Raw genomic sequence first — 17,163 nt, 5'->3', positions numbered from 1 at the left:
GCTGCGCCCTCAGAACGGCGCGCCGGGCGGGAAGGCGGGCGTGCGCCGCTCGCGCACCGCCGCCAGCCCTTCGCGCACTTCCGGGCCGGTGAAGCCGAGCATTTCCAGCGCCACCGAGTTGTCGAAGAGGGGGCCGGCCTGGCGCAGCCAGTTGTTCAGGCTGTGCTTGGTCCAGCGCAGCGCGCTCTGCGGGCCGGCGGCGAGTTTTGCGGCGATGTCGAAGGCGCTGTCCATCAGCGCGTCCGCCTCCACCGCCATGGACACCAGGCCGATGCGCTCCGCCTCTTCGCCGCTGACTTCGTCCGACAGCAGCAGGTGCAGCTTGGCGCGCGCCATGCCGCACAGCAGCGGCCAGATGATGGCGGCGTGGTCGCCGGCGGCTACGCCCAGCCGGGTGTGACCGTCGATCAGGCGGGCGTTCTTCGCCGCGATGGAGATGTCCGCCAGCAGCGCCACCGCCAGGCCGCCGCCCACCGCCGGGCCGTTGATGGCGGAGACGATGATCTTGGAGCAGTTGATCATGTTGTACACGATCTCCCGCGCCTCCTTCCACACCCGGGCGCGGTGCTCGAAGCTGTCCACCATGTCGGCCACCAGCTCCAGCGTGCCGCCGGCGGAGAAGCCCTTGGCCTGGCCGCGGACGATGACCACCGAGATGTCCGGGTCGCGGTCGATGTCGCGCCAGATGTCGGCCAGCTCGCCGTGGCCGGCGTGGTCGGCAGCCGGCAGCTTGCCGTCGCGGCCCATGATGACTTCGGCGATGCCCTTGTCGTGCTTCACCACCTGCAGGCCGGTGTAGCGGCTGTAGTCCATGCTGCGTTTCCTTTTGCGATACGCCGGGGTGGGCGGAGAACGGCGGCCGCGCTCAGCGCGCCGCCAGGTCTTCCCCGCCCGGCTTCAGGTAGGCGGCAAACTTCGGCCGCCAAAATTCGTCGATCGGCACGCCCTTCAACTGGTCCATGTCGGCGAGCACGAACTTGAGGCGGGCGCGCACCCTGTCCTTGTCGCCGGCGCCGGCGGCGATCTCCACTTCCACCGAGGCGTTGCCGATGCGCGCCACCTGCAGGCGGAAGGTCAGCACGTCGCCGTAGCGCGAGGGGGCGAGGTACTCCACATCCAGCTTCACCGTCGGGATGCCGAGGCGGCGCACCTCGTGCAGGTCCTGGAAGCCGACGCCCAGTGCATCGGCGAACCAGTCTTCCACCACCTCGTTGAACAGCTCGACGTAGCGCGGGTAGAAGACGATGCCGGCCGGATCGCAGTGGGCGAAGCGGACACGCTTGTTGCGTTCGAAGATCTTGCCCATGGCTCAGGCCTCCACCGTGCGTTCGAGGAAGGCGGAGACGGCGGCGATCACCGCCTCCGGCTGGTCCTTGTGCGGCGAGTGGCGGCAGTCGGCCAGCTTCACCAGCTCGACATCGCGGGCGCCAGCGCCGATGCGTTCGATCTGCGCCATGGTGCCGTACTCGTCGTCCTCGCCCTGCAGCGCCAGCACCGGGCATTCGATGCGCGGCAGGTATTCCTCGATGTTCCAGGCGCGGAAATCCGGGTGCAGCCAGATGTCGTTCCAGCCCCAGAAGGCGGCATCCACATCGGCGTGGTACTTGCCGAGCCGCGCCGGCAGATCGGTGCTGGTGTAGGCGATCTTCGCCTGGGCGATGCTGCTCACCGAGATGTCTTCCACCATCACATGCGGCGCCATCGCGATCACCCCGGCCAGCGGCGTGTCGGTGCCGCCGGCGCAGATCAGGGCGATGGAGCCGCCGTCCGAATGGCCGAACAGCACCGGCCGCTCCAGCTCCAGCGCGGAGAGGAAGGCCGGCAACACCGCCAGCCCCTCGTCGTGCATGTAGCTCACCGCCCGCGGCAGCGCCGCCGGGCCGGAGCCGCCGTAGCCGGCGCGGGAATAGACCACCGCCTCGCAGCCGGTGGCGTCGGCCACCTTCTGCGGGAAATCGCGCCACATCGCCACCGAACCCAGGCCTTCGTGCAGGAAGACGATGGCCGGCGCATCCTCGCGCGGGTGGGCCGAAGGCAGGCGGACGTATTCGATGGGGATGCCGTTGATGCGGATGCTCTTCACGTCACACTCCAAGATGTCGCTGGATCAGCTCCGGATTATTCCGCACCGCTTCGCTGGCGCCGTCGAACACCACCTGGCCCTTGACCAGAATCATCGAACGGTCGGTCACCGAGGTCACCGCGGCGTGGTTCTTGTCCACGATCACGGTGGCGATGCCGCTGTCACGGATCTCGCGGATCACCCGCCAGATCTCGCGCACGATCAGCGGCGCCAGGCCCTCGGTGGCTTCATCCAGGATCAGCAGGTCCGGGTTGGTCATCAGCGCCCGGCCTATGGTGAGCATCTGCTGCTCGCCGCCGGAGAGCTGGCCGCCGCCGTGGCCGATGCGCTCGGCCAGGCGCGGGAAGGTGTGCATCACCCGGTCGTAGTCCCAGTTGCACTGGCCATCCACACCGGGACGCGCCGCCATCAGCAGGTTCTCCCGCACCGACAGGTTGGGGAAGATGCCGCGGCCTTCCGGCACGTAGGCGACGCCGCGGCGAGCGATGCGGTGGGTGGGGCCGCCGGTCATCGCGTGGCCGCGCACCCTCACCTCGCCGCCGCGCGGCTTCACCAGCCCGAGCATGCTGCGGATCAGTGTGGTCTTGCCCATGCCGTTGCGGCCCATCAGGCCCAGGGTCTCGCCCTTGCCGATGCGGAAATCCACGCCGTGCAGGATGTGGCTGGAGCCGTAGTAGGTGTGCAGGCCGCGGGCTTCCAGCAGGGTTTCGGCAGCGCTGGAGCTCACAGCGTTGCGGCTGGCGGTTTCAGACATGGGCGCCCTCTCCCAGGTAAGCCTGCTGCACGTCCGGGTTGGCGCGGATCGCTTCCGGCGCGCCCGAGGCCAGCACCAGGCCGTTGACCATCACGGTGATGGTGTCCGCCACCGCGAACACCGCATCCATGTCGTGCTCCACCAGCAGGATGGCGCGCCTGGCCTTGAGGCCCTTCAGCAGCTCCACCATCTGGGCGGACTCCTCCGAGCCCATGCCGGCCAGCGGTTCGTCCAGCAGCAGCACCTGCGCGTCGGTGGCCAGCACCATGGCGATCTCCAGCTGGCGCTGCTCGCCGTGGGAGAGCGTGCCGGCGACCCGGCTCTCGCGCCCGGCCAGGCCGGCCTCGGCGATGGCCGCCTCCGCCCGCGTCACCGTGTCGGACAGGCGCAGCGCGTCGGTGAAGATTTTCCACGGCCGCGGGTTGCGCGACTGCGCCGCCAGCCGGCAGTTCTCCAGCACCGTGAAGCCGGGAAAGATGTTGGTGCGCTGGTAGCTGCGGCCGATGCCGATGCGCGAACGCTGCGCCGCGCTCAGCGCGCTGATGTCGCGGCCGCCGAAGACGATGCGGCCGGACGAAGGCGGCAGATCGCCGGAGAGCATGTTGATGCAGGTGGACTTGCCGGCGCCGTTGGGCCCCAGCAGCGCATGCAGCGCGCCACGGTGCAGTTCCAGGCAGACATCCTGGTTGGCCGCCAGGCCGCCGAAGCGGCGGGTCAATTTATCGGCAACGAGCATGGCCTCAGACATGATTCACCCCCTGCTTCATCTTGCCGATCATCGGCGGGGCCGGCGGCGTGGCGGGCGCGGCCGCCTTTCTTGCCGCCGGCGGCGGCGCATCCGGCGGCAGCGCGGCGCGCCGGGCCTCGCGGGCAGCCGCGATGCGGCGCGGCAGCGCGGCGAGGCCGCCCGGCAGGAACAGCACCGCCAGCACGATCACGCCCCCCATGAGCAGTTGCCAGTGCTTGGTCATGCCGGCGAAGAACTCCTGCAGGCCGACGAAGGCGAACGCGCCTATCACCGCGCCGGCCAGGTTCCCCATGCCGCCCAGGATCACCATCATCAGCACATTGCCGGACTGGTGCCAGGACAGGTACTCCGGGGTGACGAAGCCGAACAGCACCGCGTAGAGGAAGCCCGCCACCCCGGCCAGCGCGCCGGACAGGGTGAAGGCCGCCAGCTTGTAGCGGAAGGTGGCGTAGCCCAGCGACTGCATGCGGTGCTCGTTGCTGCGTATGCCCACCAGCACCTTGCCGAAGGGCGAGCGCAGCACCAGGGTGAGGAACACGAACACCGCCACCATCGCAAACACGATGAAGTAGTACAGATGCATCGGTTCATCCAGGCTGAACGGCGCCCAGCCGGCGATGCTCGCGTCCGGCTTGAAGTTGAGGTAGATGCCGTCCGACCCGCCGCCCAGCGCGGTGTCGTGGAACACGTAGTAGGCCATCTGGGCGAAGGCCAGCGTCACCATGATGAAGTAGATGCCCTTGCTGCGAAGCACGAACAGGCCGATGACGAAAGCCGCCGCCGCCGCCCCCAGCACCGACAGCGGCAGCGCCAGCCACAGGCTGGCCGGGTCGTACTTGGGCGTGAGCAGCGCCACCGCGTAGGCGGCAACGCCGAAGAAGGCGGCATGGCCGAGGCTGACCAGCCCGGTGAAGCCCACCAGCAGATCCAGGCTCATGGCGAAGATCGCCAACACCAGGATCTTGGCCAGCATCTCGACGTAGAACGGCGAGCCGAAGACCGGGAAGGCAAGCAGGCCGGCCAGCGCCACCAGCTTGAGAACGAGTGCGATACGGGAGTCCATGCGCCCTTACCCCTTCTTGAAGATGCCTTCGGGCCGCCACAGCAGCACCGCCGCCATGACCAGATACACCGCCAGCCCGGCGAACTCGGGCAGCAGCACCTTGCCGAAGGTGTCGGCGAAGCCGATCAGCAGGGCCGCCACCAGGGCGCCCCACACCGACCCGATGCCGCCGATGACGACAATGACGAAGGAAATGATCAGCACGCTGCCGCCCATGCCCGGGTAGACCGAGGAAATCGGCGCCGCCAGCATGCCGGCCAGTGCGGCCAGCGCCACGCCGAGGGCGAACACCGTGCGGTAGAGCAGGTTGATGTCGATGCCGAGCGACTGGACCATGTCGCGGTCGTGGCTGCCGGCGCGGATCATCATGCCCAGCCGGGTACGCTTCATCAGCCACCACAGGCCGCCGGCCAGCAGCAGGCAGACCACCGAGATGACGATGCGGTACACCGGGTAGCTCAGCGTGTCCGACAGCGGAATGGAGGCGGAGAACAGCGCCGGCACCGCCACGCCGTGTACGTCGTCGCCCACCGCCAGGCTGCGCAGCTCCTCGAAGATGAGGATGAGGCCGTAGGTGAGCAGCACCTGCTCCAGGTGATCGCGCTTGTAGAGGTGGGCGAACAGCAGCCACTCCAGCAGCGCACCGAAGGCGAAGGCCAGCGGGATGCCGAGGGCGATGGTCAGCATCAGGTTGCCGGTCATGCCGGTGAGGACGAAGGCCATGTAGGCCCCCACCATGTAGAAACTGCCGTGGGCGAGATTGATGATGCCCATGATGCCGAACACCAGCGTCAGCCCGCTGGCCACCAGGAACAGCAGCAGGCCGTACTGCAGCGCGTTCAGAATCTGAATCAGGAATGTGACGAGATCCATGAGCCTTCCCCTCCGGGCGCCGCCCTGCGGCAGCGCCCGGATGTGCTTGGGTTTACTAGACGGGTGGCGGGTTGGGGAGTACCCGCCTTACATCTTGCAGCCGCGCGCCGGGTCGGCGAGCTTCTTGGCGGCGATGCCGATCACCTTGTTCTCCTTGCCCTCGACCTTGCGCAGGTAGATGTCCTGCACCGGGTTGTGGGCGGAAGACAGGGTGAAGCTGCCGCGCGGGCTGTCGATGGTGGCGGCGCCCATGGCCTTGATCATGGCGTCCTTGTCGAGCTTGTCGCTGCCCTTCACCGCGTCCAGGCCGGCCTTCAGCAGCTGTGCGGCGTCGTAGCCCTGCACTGCATAAACGTCCGGCTGCGCCTTGTAGGCGGTCATGTAGCCGCTGCGGAAGGCCTTGTCCTTGGCGTTGTCCAGGCCGTCGGCGTAGTGCAGCGCGGTGACCAGGCCCTCGCCGGAAGTGCCCATGGCTTCCAGCGTGCCGTCGGTGAGGAAGCCGCTGGAGTACAGCGGAATGCTGTTCTTCAGCCCGGCCGCTTCATAGTCCTTGACGAACTTGACCGCGCCGCCGCCGGCGAAGAACACGTACACCGCGTCCGGCTTGAGCGAGGCGATCTCGGTCAGCAGCGCCTGGAACTCGACGTTGGGGAAGGGCAGCGTGAGCTGCTTCACCACCTTGCCGCCGCCGGATTCGAAGCCCTTGGCGAAGCCGCCGGTGGCCTCGTCGCCCGCGGCGTACTTCCAGCTCAGCGTCACCGCGGTCTTGTGCCCGCGTTCGGCGGCGACCTTGCCCATGGCGTAGCCCGGCTGCCAGTTGCTGAAGGAGCTGCGGAAGACGTTGGGCGAGCACAGCGGGCCGGTGAGTTCGTCGGCGCCGGCGTTGGGGATGATCATCAGCGTCTTGGTATCGCGGGCGACCTTGGCCATGGCCAGGGCGACGCCGGAGTGCACCGTGCCGACCAGCACATCCACCTGGTCGCGCTTGGTCAGCTTGTTGGCGTTCTCCGTCGCCTTCGCCGGGTCGGACTCGTCGTCCACCACGAAATACTCCACCTCGCGGCCGGCCAGGGTGCCGCCCTGCTCCGTCACGTACTGCTTGAAGCCGTTGGTGATGGCATTGCCCAGCGAGGCGTAGGTGCCGGTGTAGGGCAACATCAGCCCGACCTTCACCTTCTCCGCCGCCTGCACCGCGCCGATGGGCGCCAGGGCGGCGAGCGCCAGACCGACTGCCACCCGCATGACATTACGTCGTTGTTGATCCTGCATCATGGTCTCCTCCTATTGTTGTCGTACGGCGGATCGTGCCGCCGCCGGGGTTGCTTCGCCGTCAGCGGGAGCCGGCGGCGCGCAATTTGAAACGCTGGATCTTGCCGGTGGCGGTCTTGGGCAGTTCTTCGACGAACTCCATCCACCGCGGGTACTTGTAGGGGGCGAGGCCGGCCTTGACGTGCTGCTTGATCGCCTCCGCCAGCACCGGGCTGGCGCTGATGCCGGGCTTGAGCACCACATAGGCCTTGGGCTTGATCAGCTTGTCGTCGTCCTCATGGCCGACCACCGCCGCCTCCAGCACCGCCTCGTGCTGGATCAGGCAGGACTCGACCTCGATCGGCGAAACGTAGATGCCGCTCACCTTCAGCATGTCGTCGCTGCGGCCGGCATAGACGTAGTAGCCGTCGGCGGTGCGCGAATACTTGTCGCCGCTGCGCGTCCAGCCGCCCTGGAAGGTGGCGCGGCTCTTGTCGCGGTTGTTCCAGTAGGCCATCGCGCTGGTGGTGCCGGAGATCTGCAGCTCGCCTGGCTGGTTGGCGCCGTCGATGATGTTGCCTTCGTCGTCCACCAGCCGCACTTCGTAGCCGGGCACCGGCTTGCCGGTGGTGCCGTAGCGCACGTCGCCCGGGCGGTTGGAGATGAAGATGTGCAACATCTCGGTGGAGCCGATGCCGTCCAGGATGTCCACGCCGAAGCGCTGCGCCCAGCGCCTGGCGATCTCCTCCGGCAGCGCCTCACCGGCGGAGGTGCAGGCGCGCAGGCGCATGTCCTCGCGCTGCGGGCAGTCTGCCGCTGCCAGCATAGAGGCGTACAGCGTGGGCACGCCGTAGAAGATGGTGGGCTTGTGTTCGCGCAGGCGCTGGAACACCGCCGCCGGCGTCGGCCGCTCGGCCATCAGCACGGTGGTGGCGCCCACCGCCAGCGGGAAGGTGAGGCCGTTGCCCAGGCCGTAGGCGAAGAACAGCTTGGCGGCGGAGAAGACGACGTCGTCCTCGCGGATGCCGAGGATGGGCCGGGCATACAGCTCGGCGGTTTCCATCAGGCTGGAATGCACATGCACCGTGCCCTTGGGCGCGCCGGTGGAGCCGGAGGAATAGAGCCAGAAACAGGCGTCGTCGCGGGTGGTGGCGACAGCGTCGAAATGGTCGCCGCTGTCGGCCAGCAGCGGTGCCAGCGCCAGCACCCGCTCGCCCTGGGCGCTGTCGGCGCCGGCGACGAGGATGCGCTCCAGCGTCGGGATCTTCTCCAGCAACGGCTGGAACAACGGCAGCAGCGGCTCGGACACCACCGCGATGCGGGCGCGGCTGTCGCCCAGCATGTATTCGTAGTCGGCGGCGGTGAGCAGGGTGTTCACCGCGATCGGCACCACGCCGGCCTTGATGGCGCCGAGGAAGGTGGCGGGGAAGTCGATGGTGTCGTGCACGCACAACAGCACCCGTTGCTCGCGCATCACGCCCAGAGAGCCGAGCAGGTTGGCGAAGCGGTTGGCGCGGGCGGCCAGTTCGTCGTAGGTGTAGCGGCCCTTGTCGTCGATGTAGGCCAGCTTGCCGCCGCGGCCGGCGGCGAGGTTGCGGCCGATGAGGTCGTCGGCGGCGTTGTACAGGCGCGGGATGCTGATTTTGGGCGGACTGGTGGCGTGGTCCGCCTCGCTCAGGGTAGGCATGGTGTCTCCTCCGTGGTACTGGGTACCGCCACTGCGGACCGCAGCCGGTCTATGGTTGCCGGCTTTGCGGATGCCCGCCGCGGCGGGCGGGTCTTACTGACGCGTGAATTCGATGGCGCCTTCCGGCAGCAGGTAGAGCACGTAGGCGCGGCCGCCGGACACCGTCGGGCGGTGGCCGCTGCCGGGGCCGTAGACGAACCAGCCGGCGCCGTGGCCGTCGAAGCGGGCGTCGCCTTCCAGCGGCATGATGAGATCGATTTCCCCGTTCGGATGAACGTGGTGCGGGCCGGCGACGTCGTTCATTTCCACCACGTCCACGCTGAAGCCCTTCAGCGCCGGCCCCGGTTTGATGACGCGGCCGTACTTGATGCCGCCATGCTCGCGGTCGCACATCCAGCCGGCGGCGACCGCCTCCTTACAGGCCTCGGCGATGGCGCGGAAATCGTCGCCGCCGGCGGGGAAACGCTGGTTGAGCAGGGCCTGGAGTTCCTTGTCCACCGGCAGGCCGGCGATGACGTCGGTGACTCGCGAGATCAGCGCCTGGAAGCGCTCGGGCGTGATTTTGTCTGGCGACATCCTTGTCTCTCCTGTCGGGATCGGGGGCGATCCTCGTCTTTCTTTTATTCGCGGGCACAGGGGATGCAATGCCGCCTGCGCCCTGCCCTCACCCCGGCCGCCGACCGGAGTGGTGATGCCAAACCCTGGCCGCCGGCTCAGCCGCCCAGCAGCGCCGCATCCGCCGCGTCGCGCGCCAGGGCTTCCAGCAGCGCCGGGCCACCTTGCACCACATAACGACGGTGATAGGCGGCAAGTGCGCGCAGACCACCCAGTTCCTCGCCGCCGCCGGCCCGTCCCGGCCCGCCGTGCAGGCAGGTCGGCATCACGTTGCCGTGGCCAGTGTGCTGGCTGCCGATCGCGCTGTCTACCACCATCACGCGGCCATGCAGGTCGGCGATGGCGGGCACCAGATCGCCCAGGAAGGCGGCGTCGGCGGAGTACACCGAGGCCACCAGCGAGCCGCCGCCGCGCCGCGCCAGCGCTATGGCTTCCGCTGTATCCGCATAGGGCAGCACGGTGGCCACCGGACCGAACACCTCGACGTCATGAACGTATTGCGCCGCCAGGCCTTTGTCGCAGAACAACAGCGTGGGCTGGACGAAGGCGGAGACGGCCGGGTCGGCATCCACCGGGGCGAAGCCTTCGCCACCGCCGAACACCACCCGCGCGTCCTTGCGCAGCAGCGCCAGCCCCTCCTCGGCCGCGGCCTGCTGGGCCTTGCTCACCAGCGGGCCGACGCGCACGCCTTCGCTGCGCGGGTTCCCCACCTTCATGCCGGCGAGCTTGGCCGCCACCGCTTCGGACAACGCCGGGGCAATCGCCGCCGGTGCCAGCACGCGGCGGATGGCGGTGCATTTCTGTCCGGCCTTGATCGTCATCTCGCGCACGATCTCCTTAACCGCGAGATCGAACTCACCGCTGCCCGGCACCGCATCCGGCCCGAGGATGGCGGAGTTCACGCTATCCGCCTCCACGTTCACCCGCACCGCGTTCGCCACCACGCTGGGGTGGTTGCGGATGCGCGCGGCGGTTTCGGCCGAGCCGGTGAAGGAAACGAGGTCACAGGCCTGCACATGGTCCAGCAGGTCGCGAGCGGAACCGCAGATGATGGAGATGGCGCCCGGCGGCAGGATGCCCGCCGCCACCACGTCTTCCACCATGCGCTGGGTCAGCCAGGCGGTGGGCGTGGCCGGCTTCACCACCACCGGCACGCCGGCCAGCAGGGCCGGCGCGGCTTTTTCCCACAAACCCCAGGCGGGGAAGTTGAAGGCGTTGATGAACACCGCCACGCCGGTGAGCGGCGCGAGGAAATGCTGGCCCTGGAAGGCGTCCGTCTTCGCCAGCGGCACCGCCTTGCCTTCGCGCAACAGGCGCGCCGGGCCGAGCGCACGGCCGGCGCGGGCATAAGTCTTGAGGGTGAAGATGGCGCCATCCACATCGAAGGCGGCATCGCCCTCGCCGGCACCGGAGTTCTTCAGGGAAATGTCGTAATAGTCGCTGCGCCTGGCCGCCAGCACATCGGCGATGGCGCCAAGCAGCCCGGCACGCGCCTCGTAGCCCAGCGCCCGCAGCGCGGGGCCGGCGCTGTCGCGGGCAAAGGAGAAGGCCCGCGCCAGGTCGAGGCCCTCGGAAGAGACGCTCACCAGCTGTTCACCGCTGACCGGATCGAACAGGGCGGCGCCTTCGCCGCTGCCTTCCACCCACTGTCCGTATACGTAATTGGCCAGTTTCACAGCTCCTCCTTGTCAGGTTCCGATGCGGTCTGCGCCGCGCTTCTTCATCAGGCCGTCGCGCCGACGAAAGGCGCGACCGTTGGATATAGAATACACGCGAAGACTGCACCGTCAAGCACTTTATTGCATGTTAAAACGAGGTTGCAGATGATGCATTGCAAAATAAAGCTAATTTTCAGTGCACCTAATAAGCAACACAGAGGCATTTAGGAAGTTTTCTGCATCTACCGCCCTGCACAAGATGCAATATACCTCTTGACGACAAATTTCGACTGCACTATTGTTCAACTCAAGCGCGCCAGCCAGGGCGCAACAGGAAGCCAAGGATGAACACCAAGGACCCGACCGCAGACAACAGCAAGGAAACCGAGGCCCTGCCCGCCGTTGGCAGCGATGCTGACTTCCTGCAGACGCTGGGTAAACGGGTGCGCGAAATCCGCGACCGCCGTGGCATGACGCGCAAGCTGGTGGCACGCGAAGCCAACGTCTCCGAGCGCCACCTGGCGCACCTGGAAGGCGGTGAAGGCAATGTTTCCATCGTGCTGCTGCGCCACATCGCCCGTGCGCTGGATGTCTCCCTGGTGGAGCTGCTGGCGCCGGAGGCGGAAGACACGGTGGAGAAGCGGCTGATCCGCCGCTTCCTCGAACGGCTGCCGCAGAACCGGCTGGAAGAAGTGGTGTTCCGCCTGATGCGCGACTTCGGCCATGAAGAAGCGGTGCGCAGGAAGCGCATCGCCCTGATCGGCCTGCGCGGCGCCGGCAAGTCCACCCTGGGCGGGCGGCTGGCCAAGGAAGAAGGCATGCCCTTCATCGAGCTGGACCGCGAGATCGAGAAGGACACCGGCATGCCGGCGAGCGAACTGTTTGCCCTCTACGGCCAGTCCGGCTACCGCCGCATCGAGAAGCGCGCGCTGGAGCGGGTGATCCGCGACCACGACCGTGCGGTGATCTCGGTGGGCGGCGGCGTGGTTGCCCAGCCGGAAACCTACGAAATGCTGCTGTCGAACTGCCTCACCGTGTGGGTGAAGGCGCAGCCGGAAGAACACATGGCCCGCGTGATGGCCCAGGGCGACCTGCGGCCGATGGCGGGCAACGACGAGGCGATGGAGGACCTCAAGCGCATCCTGGAAGCGCGCGAATCCCTCTACGCCCGCGCCGACACCATGCTCGATACCTCGGGCGAGACGGTGGAGGAAAGTTTTCTGAAGCTCAGGCAATTCGTCGCGAGCTGACGCAAGGGCCGGTTCGCCGGCCGGGCCCGAAAAACCGCAGGCCCACCCCAAACCCCGACAGAGAGGAGACAGACAAATGGAAGCGGTCGCGATCAAGCAGGACGCCCAAATCGAACCGGTGGACTACCGCACCGAGCCGTCGCGCTACAAGCACTGGAAGCTGGGCTTCGACGGCGAAGTCGCCACGCTGACGCTGGACATCGACGAGGACGGCGGCATCCGCCCGGGCTACAAGCTCAAGCTGAACTCCTACGACCTCGGGGTGGACATCGAACTGCACGACGCGCTGCAGCGCATCCGCTTCGAGCATCCGGAAGTGCGCACCGTGGTGTTCACCTCCGGCAAGGCCAAGATCTTCTGTTCCGGCGCCAACATCTACATGCTGGGCGTTTCCACCCATGCGTGGAAGGTGAACTTCTGCAAGTTCACCAACGAGACCCGCAACGGCATCGAGGACGCCAGCCAGTACTCCGGCCTCAAGTTCATCGCCGCCTGCAACGGCACCACCGCCGGCGGCGGCTACGAGCTGGCGCTGGCCTGCGACGAGATCGTGCTGGTGGATGACCGCAACTCCGCCGTCTCCCTGCCGGAAGTGCCGCTGCTGGGCGTGCTGCCCGGCACCGGCGGCCTCACCCGCGTCACCGACAAGCGCAAGGTGCGCCGCGACCACGCCGACATCTTCTGCACCATCTCCGAAGGCGTGCGCGGCAGCCGCGCCAAGGACTGGAAGCTGGTGGACGACGTGGTGAAGCAGCAGCAGTTCGGCGAACACATCGCCGCCCGCGCCAAGGAACTCGCCCGCCAGTCCAACCGTCCGGCGGGCGCCAAGGGCGTGCCGCTGCCGCGCCTGGAGCGCACGGTGGACGACAAGGGCTACCACTATGAATTCGTCGATGTCGCCATCGACGCCGCCGGCCGCAGCGCCACGCTGACGGTGCGCGCACCGGCCGCCGTCGGCGCCCGCAGCGCCGCCGAGATCGAAGCCCAGGGCGCCGCCTGGTGGCCCCTGAAGATGGCGCGCGAGCTGGACGACGCCATCCTCAACCTGCGCACCAACCACCTCGACGTCGGCCTGTGGCAGCTGCGCACCGCCGGCGACGCCAAGGTGGTGCTGGAAATCGACGGCATCATCGCCGCCAACCAGGACAACTGGTTCGTGCGCGAGACCCTGGGCATGCTGCGCCGCACCCTGGCCCGCATCGACGTTTCCTCCCGCAGCCTGTACGCGCTGATCGAGCCGGGCTCCTGCTTCGCCGGCACCCTGCTGGAAATCGCCCTGGCCGCCGACCGCAGCTACATGCTGGACACGCCGGACGCCGACAACCGCATCGGCCTCTCCGCGCTCAACTTCGGTGCCCTGCCGATGGTGAACGGCCTCTCCCGCATCGCCGCCCGCTTCTACGAAGACGAAGCCCAGGTCGGCGCGGTGAAGGCGAAGGAAGGCAGCCTGCTCACCCCGGCCGAAGCTTTCGAGGTGGGCCTGGTCACCTCCATCCCCGACGACCTCGACTGGGCGGATGAAATCCGCATCGCCATCGAGGAACGCGTGGCCCTGTCGCCCGACGCCCTCACCGGCCTGGAGGCGAACCTGCGCTTCGGCATCACCGAGACGATGAACACCCGCATCTTCGGTCGGCTGTCGGCGTGGCAGAACTGGATCTTCATCCGCCCGAACGCGGTGGGCGCCAACGGCGCGCTGAAGCTGTTCGGCTCCGGCAAGAAGGCCCAGTTCGACTGGGACCGCGTCTAAGCCGGCGCCCCGCCGGCGGGTGGCTGCAACGCCGCCCGCCGGCCGCCGGAAGAACAAGGCCGGGCACACGCACCCGGTCCGTCCGTATCCCTCGCCCGTGCCGCGTGGCAAGCCGTCCCACTGCCGATGCAGTCGGCGCCTTGGCGCAGAGCGGGAGGTCCGTCGCAAAGCAGCGCGTGCCCCAGCACGCCACATCCGAAACTCGGAGGAGCACTGAGTCATGATCAACTACAGCGAACGCATCCCGAACAACGTCAATCTGTCGGAAAACAAGACCCTGCAGCGCGCCCTGGAGCACTGGCAGCCGGCCTTCCTGCAGTGGTGGGACGACATGGGCCCGGACGGCTCGACCAACTACGACGTCTACCTGCGCACCGCCATCAGCGTCGACCCCAAGGGCTGGGCGCACTTCGACCACGTCAAGATGCCGGACTACCGCTGGGGCATCTTCCTGGCGCCGCAGGAAGCCAACAAGAAGATCACCTTCGGCGACCACAAGGGCGAAGACGTGTGGCAGGAAGTGCCGGGCGAGTATCGCTCCACCCTGCGCCGCATCATCGTCACCCAGGGCGACACCGAGCCGGCCTCGGTCGAGCAGCAGCGCCACCTCGGCCTCACCGCGCCCTCGCTGTACGACCTGCGCAACCTGTTCCAGGTGAACGTGGAAGAAGGCCGCCACCTGTGGGCCATGGTGTATCTGCTGCACGCCCACTTCGGCCGCGATGGCCGCGAAGAAGGCGAAGCCCTGCTGGAGCGCCGTTCGGGTGACGAGGACAATCCCCGCATCCTCACCGCCTTCAACGAGAAGACGCCGGACTGGCTGTCCTTCTTCATGTTCACCTTCATCACCGACCGCGACGGCAAGTACCAGCTCGCCTCCCTGGCCGAATCCGCCTTCGACCCGCTGGCGCGCACCTGCAAGTTCATGCTCACCGAGGAAGCGCACCACCTCTTCGTCGGCGAATCCGGCGTGGCCCGCGTGATCCAGCGCACCTGCGAAGTGATGCAGCAGCTGAAGACCGACGACAAGGAGAAGCTGCGCGCCGCCGGCGTGATCGACCTGCCGACGCTGCAGAAGTACCTCAACTTCCACTTCAGCGTCACCAGCGACCTGTATGGCAACGAAGTGTCGTCCAACGCCGCCACCTACTACACCACCGGCCTCAAGGGACGTTTCGAAGAAACCAAGATCGACGACGACCACAAGCTGCAGAACAACGAGTACCAGGTGATGGACGTGGCCGGCGACAACATCGGCACCCGTCAGGTCGCCGCGCTGTCGGCCCTGAACGAGCGTCTGCGCGACGACTGGATCGCCGACGTGCAGGCCGGTGTCGATCGCTGGAACCGCATCCCGGCGAAGTTCGGCATCGACTTCAAGTTCACCCTGCCGCACAAGGGCTTCCACCGCGCCATCGGCATGTTCGCCGACGTCCATGTGTCGCCCGACGGCCGCCTGCTGTCCGAAGCCGAATGGACCCACCAGCACCTGAACTGGCTGCCCAGCGATGAAGACCGCCTGTATGTGCACTCCCTGATGGGCCGCTGCCTGGAGCCGGGCCAGTTCGCCAACTGGATCGCTCCCCCGGGACGCGGCATCAACAACCAGCCGGTCAACTTCGAGTACGTCCGCTTCAACTAAAAAGGCCGCACCGGCCTGCCGCGCGACCCGGGGCCGCGACCGCGATGCGCACCGTACCTCCGTACGGCAGCGCATCCTGTCACGGCGCCGCGCCGCCGGCCACGGCCGCTGCGCCTTTGACAAATCAGAACATCGGAGACCAGGGCCCGGCGCCGGCAGCGCCGCAGCGGCACGAGGCCTGAGAGAGAGACCCAAGGAGAGAGACCATGAACGCGCCAGCAGAGCACGCCAGCATCGCCCGGCAACACCTGATCGATCCGGAAATCTGCATCCGCTGCAACACCTGCGAGGAAACCTGCCCGATAGACGCGATCACCCATGATTCGCGCAACTACGTGGTCAAGTTCGAGGTCTGCAACGGCTGCCTCGCCTGCGTCCCGCCCTGTCCTACCGGCGCGATCGACTCCTGGCGCAATGTCGAGCAGCAGCAGCCGCATACGCTGGAAGAGCAGCTTTCCTGGGATCTCCTGCCCGACACCACCGAGCTGGACAACTACGAAGCCCAGACCGGCGCCACCGGCGGCGGCAGCGAAACCCCGGCCGAGGTGCAGCAGATCACCGACGTCGCCACCGCAGGGCAGGGCGGCCCCTCGCTGGCGCCGTGGTCCGCGTCGCACCCCTACGTCAATCTCTACTCGCCGGCCAACCCGGTCACCGCCACCGTCACCGGCAACTACCGGCTCACCGACGAGGACGCTTCCTCCGACATCCACCACATCGTGCTGGATTTCGGCGCCACCCCCTTCCCGGTGCTGGAAGGCCAGTCCATCGGCATCATCCCGCCCGGCCTGGACGAGCGCGGCAAGCCCCACCTGCTGCGCATGTATTCCGTCGCCAGCCCGCGCGAGGGCGAACGTCCGCACTACAACAACCTGGCGCTGACGGTGAAGCGCGTCACCGAAGACCACGAAGGCAATCCGGCCAGGGGCGTGGCCTCCAACTACGTCTGCGACCTGAAGAAGGGCGACAAGGTGCAGGTCACCGGCCCCTACGGCGCCAGCTTCCTCATGCCCAACCACCCGGGCGCCTCCATCATGATGATCTGCACCGGCACCGGCTCGGCGCCGATGCGGGCGATGACCGAGCGCCGCCGCCGGCGCATGGCGCTGAAGGAAGGCGGCGAACTGGTGCTGTTCTTCGGCGCCCGCACGCCGGGCGAGCTGCCCTACTTCGGCCCGCTGCAGAAGCTGCCGGAAGACTTCATCGACATCAACCTGGCCTTCTCCCGCGTGCCCGGCGAGCCGAAGAAATACGTGCAGGACCTGATCCGCGAGCGCGCCGACAAGGTCTTCCAGATGCTGCAGGACGAAAACGCCTACATCTACATCTGCGGCCTCAAGACCATGGAGGCCGGCGTCCTCGAAGCCTTCCGCGACATCTGCCGCGCCAAGGGCGCCGACTGGGACGCGCTGCGGCCCAGGCTGCTCACCACCGGCCGCTTCCACATCGAGACTTACTGAGCCCGCCCTGCCTGCCTGAACCAGGCAGCCGGGCAGCCCGACCCGCGCGGCGCATGCCACCCGCGCGGGGCCCCTCCCGGTGGCACCTGTTCTCCAGAGGGTTGTCTCCAACTCTCTCGTTCGGGGGGCGTGGCGACGCGCCCCCTTTTTTCTTTCCGCCGGCCGGCCGCCCGCGGCAGCCGCCGGGCCAAGAGGAGTTCCTTCCGTGAGTGAAGTCTTCATCTGCGACGGCATCCGCACCCCCATAGGCCGCTACGGCGGCGCCCTCTCCGGCGTGCGCGCCGACGACCTCGCCGCCCTGCCGATCAAGGCGCTGATGGCGCGCAACGCCG

General features: G+C 67.8%; 15 protein-coding genes and 1 pseudogene. 5 read left to right on the top strand and 11 right to left on the bottom strand.

The features are described 5' to 3' along the window. Nucleotides 1-9: 9 nt before the first annotated feature. The 11 genes from GRF61_RS06645 to GRF61_RS06595 all read right to left on the bottom strand — a co-directional run bounded on the left by GRF61_RS06645 (nucleotide 10) and on the right by GRF61_RS06595 (nucleotide 10,747). On the bottom strand, nucleotides 10-813 hold the full coding sequence (locus tag GRF61_RS06645) for an enoyl-CoA hydratase/isomerase family protein (RefSeq protein WP_169149894.1): 804 nt from the start codon (nucleotides 811-813) through the stop codon (nucleotides 10-12). 52 nt (nucleotides 814-865) lie between these two features. After that, the gene (locus GRF61_RS06640; protein ID WP_169149893.1) at nucleotides 866-1,306 is read right to left on the bottom strand and encodes a thioesterase family protein; all 441 of its coding nucleotides are present in this window, start codon (nucleotides 1,304-1,306) and stop codon (nucleotides 866-868) included. 3 nt (nucleotides 1,307-1,309) lie between these two features. Then, a complete protein-coding gene (locus tag GRF61_RS06635) occupies nucleotides 1,310-2,083 on the bottom strand; it encodes an alpha/beta hydrolase (RefSeq protein WP_169149892.1) in 774 nt (257 codons plus the stop codon). Between the two features lies 1 nt (nucleotide 2,084). After that, nucleotides 2,085-2,837: an ABC transporter ATP-binding protein gene (locus GRF61_RS06630; protein WP_169149891.1), complete on the bottom strand. Its 753-nt coding sequence runs from the start codon at nucleotides 2,835-2,837 to the stop codon at nucleotides 2,085-2,087. Then, nucleotides 2,830-3,585, bottom strand: a complete 756-nt coding sequence (locus GRF61_RS06625) for an ABC transporter ATP-binding protein (RefSeq protein WP_169149890.1) — start codon at nucleotides 3,583-3,585, stop codon at nucleotides 2,830-2,832. Before GRF61_RS06625 ends, GRF61_RS06630 begins: the two co-directional genes overlap by 8 nt. Continuing rightward, nucleotides 3,578-4,648: a branched-chain amino acid ABC transporter permease gene (locus GRF61_RS06620; RefSeq protein WP_169149889.1), complete on the bottom strand. Its 1,071-nt coding sequence runs from the start codon at nucleotides 4,646-4,648 to the stop codon at nucleotides 3,578-3,580. Before GRF61_RS06620 ends, GRF61_RS06625 begins: the two co-directional genes overlap by 8 nt. Nucleotides 4,649-4,654: 6 nt before the next feature. Next, nucleotides 4,655-5,521, bottom strand: coding sequence for a branched-chain amino acid ABC transporter permease (locus GRF61_RS06615; RefSeq protein ID WP_133592888.1), 867 nt, complete (start codon nucleotides 5,519-5,521; stop codon nucleotides 4,655-4,657). An 87-nt stretch (nucleotides 5,522-5,608) separates the two neighbouring features. Then, nucleotides 5,609-6,790 carry an ABC transporter substrate-binding protein gene (locus GRF61_RS06610; protein ID WP_169149938.1) on the bottom strand — a complete coding sequence of 394 codons (1,182 nt, stop codon included), beginning with the start codon at nucleotides 6,788-6,790 and terminating at the stop codon, nucleotides 5,609-5,611. Nucleotides 6,791-6,851: 61 nt separating this feature from the next. Beyond that, on the bottom strand, nucleotides 6,852-8,456 hold the full coding sequence (locus GRF61_RS06605; protein WP_169149888.1) for a benzoate-CoA ligase family protein: 1,605 nt from the start codon (nucleotides 8,454-8,456) through the stop codon (nucleotides 6,852-6,854). A 93-nt stretch (nucleotides 8,457-8,549) separates the two neighbouring features. Beyond that, nucleotides 8,550-9,017 (bottom strand): DUF4863 family protein, encoded by a 468-nt coding sequence (locus GRF61_RS06600; RefSeq protein ID WP_169149937.1) that lies wholly within the window; start codon nucleotides 9,015-9,017, stop codon nucleotides 8,550-8,552. A gap of 152 nt (nucleotides 9,018-9,169) precedes the next feature. Beyond that, nucleotides 9,170-10,747 (bottom strand): 3,4-dehydroadipyl-CoA semialdehyde dehydrogenase, encoded by a 1,578-nt coding sequence (locus tag GRF61_RS06595; RefSeq protein WP_169149887.1) that lies wholly within the window; start codon nucleotides 10,745-10,747, stop codon nucleotides 9,170-9,172. 326 nt (nucleotides 10,748-11,073) lie between these two features. Between GRF61_RS06595 and GRF61_RS06590 the strand changes: the two genes are divergently transcribed. The 5 genes and pseudogenes from GRF61_RS06590 to GRF61_RS06570 all read left to right on the top strand — a co-directional run. Next, nucleotides 11,074-11,979, top strand: a complete 906-nt coding sequence (locus tag GRF61_RS06590) for a helix-turn-helix transcriptional regulator (protein ID WP_169149886.1) — start codon at nucleotides 11,074-11,076, stop codon at nucleotides 11,977-11,979. A gap of 76 nt (nucleotides 11,980-12,055) precedes the next feature. Then, on the top strand, nucleotides 12,056-13,729 hold the full coding sequence (boxC, locus tag GRF61_RS06585; RefSeq protein WP_169149885.1) for a 2,3-epoxybenzoyl-CoA dihydrolase: 1,674 nt from the start codon (nucleotides 12,056-12,058) through the stop codon (nucleotides 13,727-13,729). A 220-nt stretch (nucleotides 13,730-13,949) separates the two neighbouring features. Beyond that, complete coding sequence (boxB, locus tag GRF61_RS06580) at nucleotides 13,950-15,371, top strand: benzoyl-CoA 2,3-epoxidase subunit BoxB (protein WP_169149884.1); 1,422 nt, start codon at nucleotides 13,950-13,952, stop codon at nucleotides 15,369-15,371. A gap of 206 nt (nucleotides 15,372-15,577) precedes the next feature. Continuing rightward, nucleotides 15,578-16,831: a benzoyl-CoA 2,3-epoxidase subunit BoxA gene (gene boxA, locus GRF61_RS06575; RefSeq protein WP_169149883.1), complete on the top strand. Its 1,254-nt coding sequence runs from the start codon at nucleotides 15,578-15,580 to the stop codon at nucleotides 16,829-16,831. 205 nt (nucleotides 16,832-17,036) lie between these two features. Continuing rightward, nucleotides 17,037-17,163 (top strand): annotated as a pseudogene (locus tag GRF61_RS06570) (3-oxoadipyl-CoA thiolase); the annotation flags it as partial.

The organism is Azoarcus sp. TTM-91, assembly GCF_012911025.1.
In the GTDB taxonomy this organism is placed as follows: Bacteria; Pseudomonadota; Gammaproteobacteria; order Burkholderiales; family Rhodocyclaceae; genus Azoarcus.
Note: the sequence above shows the minus strand (reverse complement) of the source record. Positions and strands in the feature narration are given on the sequence as shown.

Coding starts and splice junctions, on each gene's coding strand:
- GRF61_RS06645 (WP_169149894.1), bottom strand. CDS start 813: ATGGACTACAGCCGCTACACCGGCCTGCAGGTGGTGAAGCACGACAAG.
- GRF61_RS06640 (WP_169149893.1), bottom strand. CDS start 1,306: ATGGGCAAGATCTTCGAACGCAACAAGCGTGTCCGCTTCGCCCACTGC.
- GRF61_RS06630 (WP_169149891.1), bottom strand. CDS start 2,837: ATGTCTGAAACCGCCAGCCGCAACGCTGTGAGCTCCAGCGCTGCCGAA.
- GRF61_RS06625 (WP_169149890.1), bottom strand. CDS start 3,585: ATGTCTGAGGCCATGCTCGTTGCCGATAAATTGACCCGCCGCTTCGGC.
- GRF61_RS06620 (WP_169149889.1), bottom strand. CDS start 4,648: ATGGACTCCCGTATCGCACTCGTTCTCAAGCTGGTGGCGCTGGCCGGC.
- GRF61_RS06615 (WP_133592888.1), bottom strand. CDS start 5,521: ATGGATCTCGTCACATTCCTGATTCAGATTCTGAACGCGCTGCAGTAC.
- GRF61_RS06610 (WP_169149938.1), bottom strand. CDS start 6,790: ATGCAGGATCAACAACGACGTAATGTCATGCGGGTGGCAGTCGGTCTG.
- GRF61_RS06605 (WP_169149888.1), bottom strand. CDS start 8,456: ATGCCTACCCTGAGCGAGGCGGACCACGCCACCAGTCCGCCCAAAATC.
- GRF61_RS06590 (WP_169149886.1), top strand. CDS start 11,074: ATGAACACCAAGGACCCGACCGCAGACAACAGCAAGGAAACCGAGGCC.
- boxC (WP_169149885.1), top strand. CDS start 12,056: ATGGAAGCGGTCGCGATCAAGCAGGACGCCCAAATCGAACCGGTGGAC.
- boxB (WP_169149884.1), top strand. CDS start 13,950: ATGATCAACTACAGCGAACGCATCCCGAACAACGTCAATCTGTCGGAA.
- boxA (WP_169149883.1), top strand. CDS start 15,578: ATGAACGCGCCAGCAGAGCACGCCAGCATCGCCCGGCAACACCTGATC.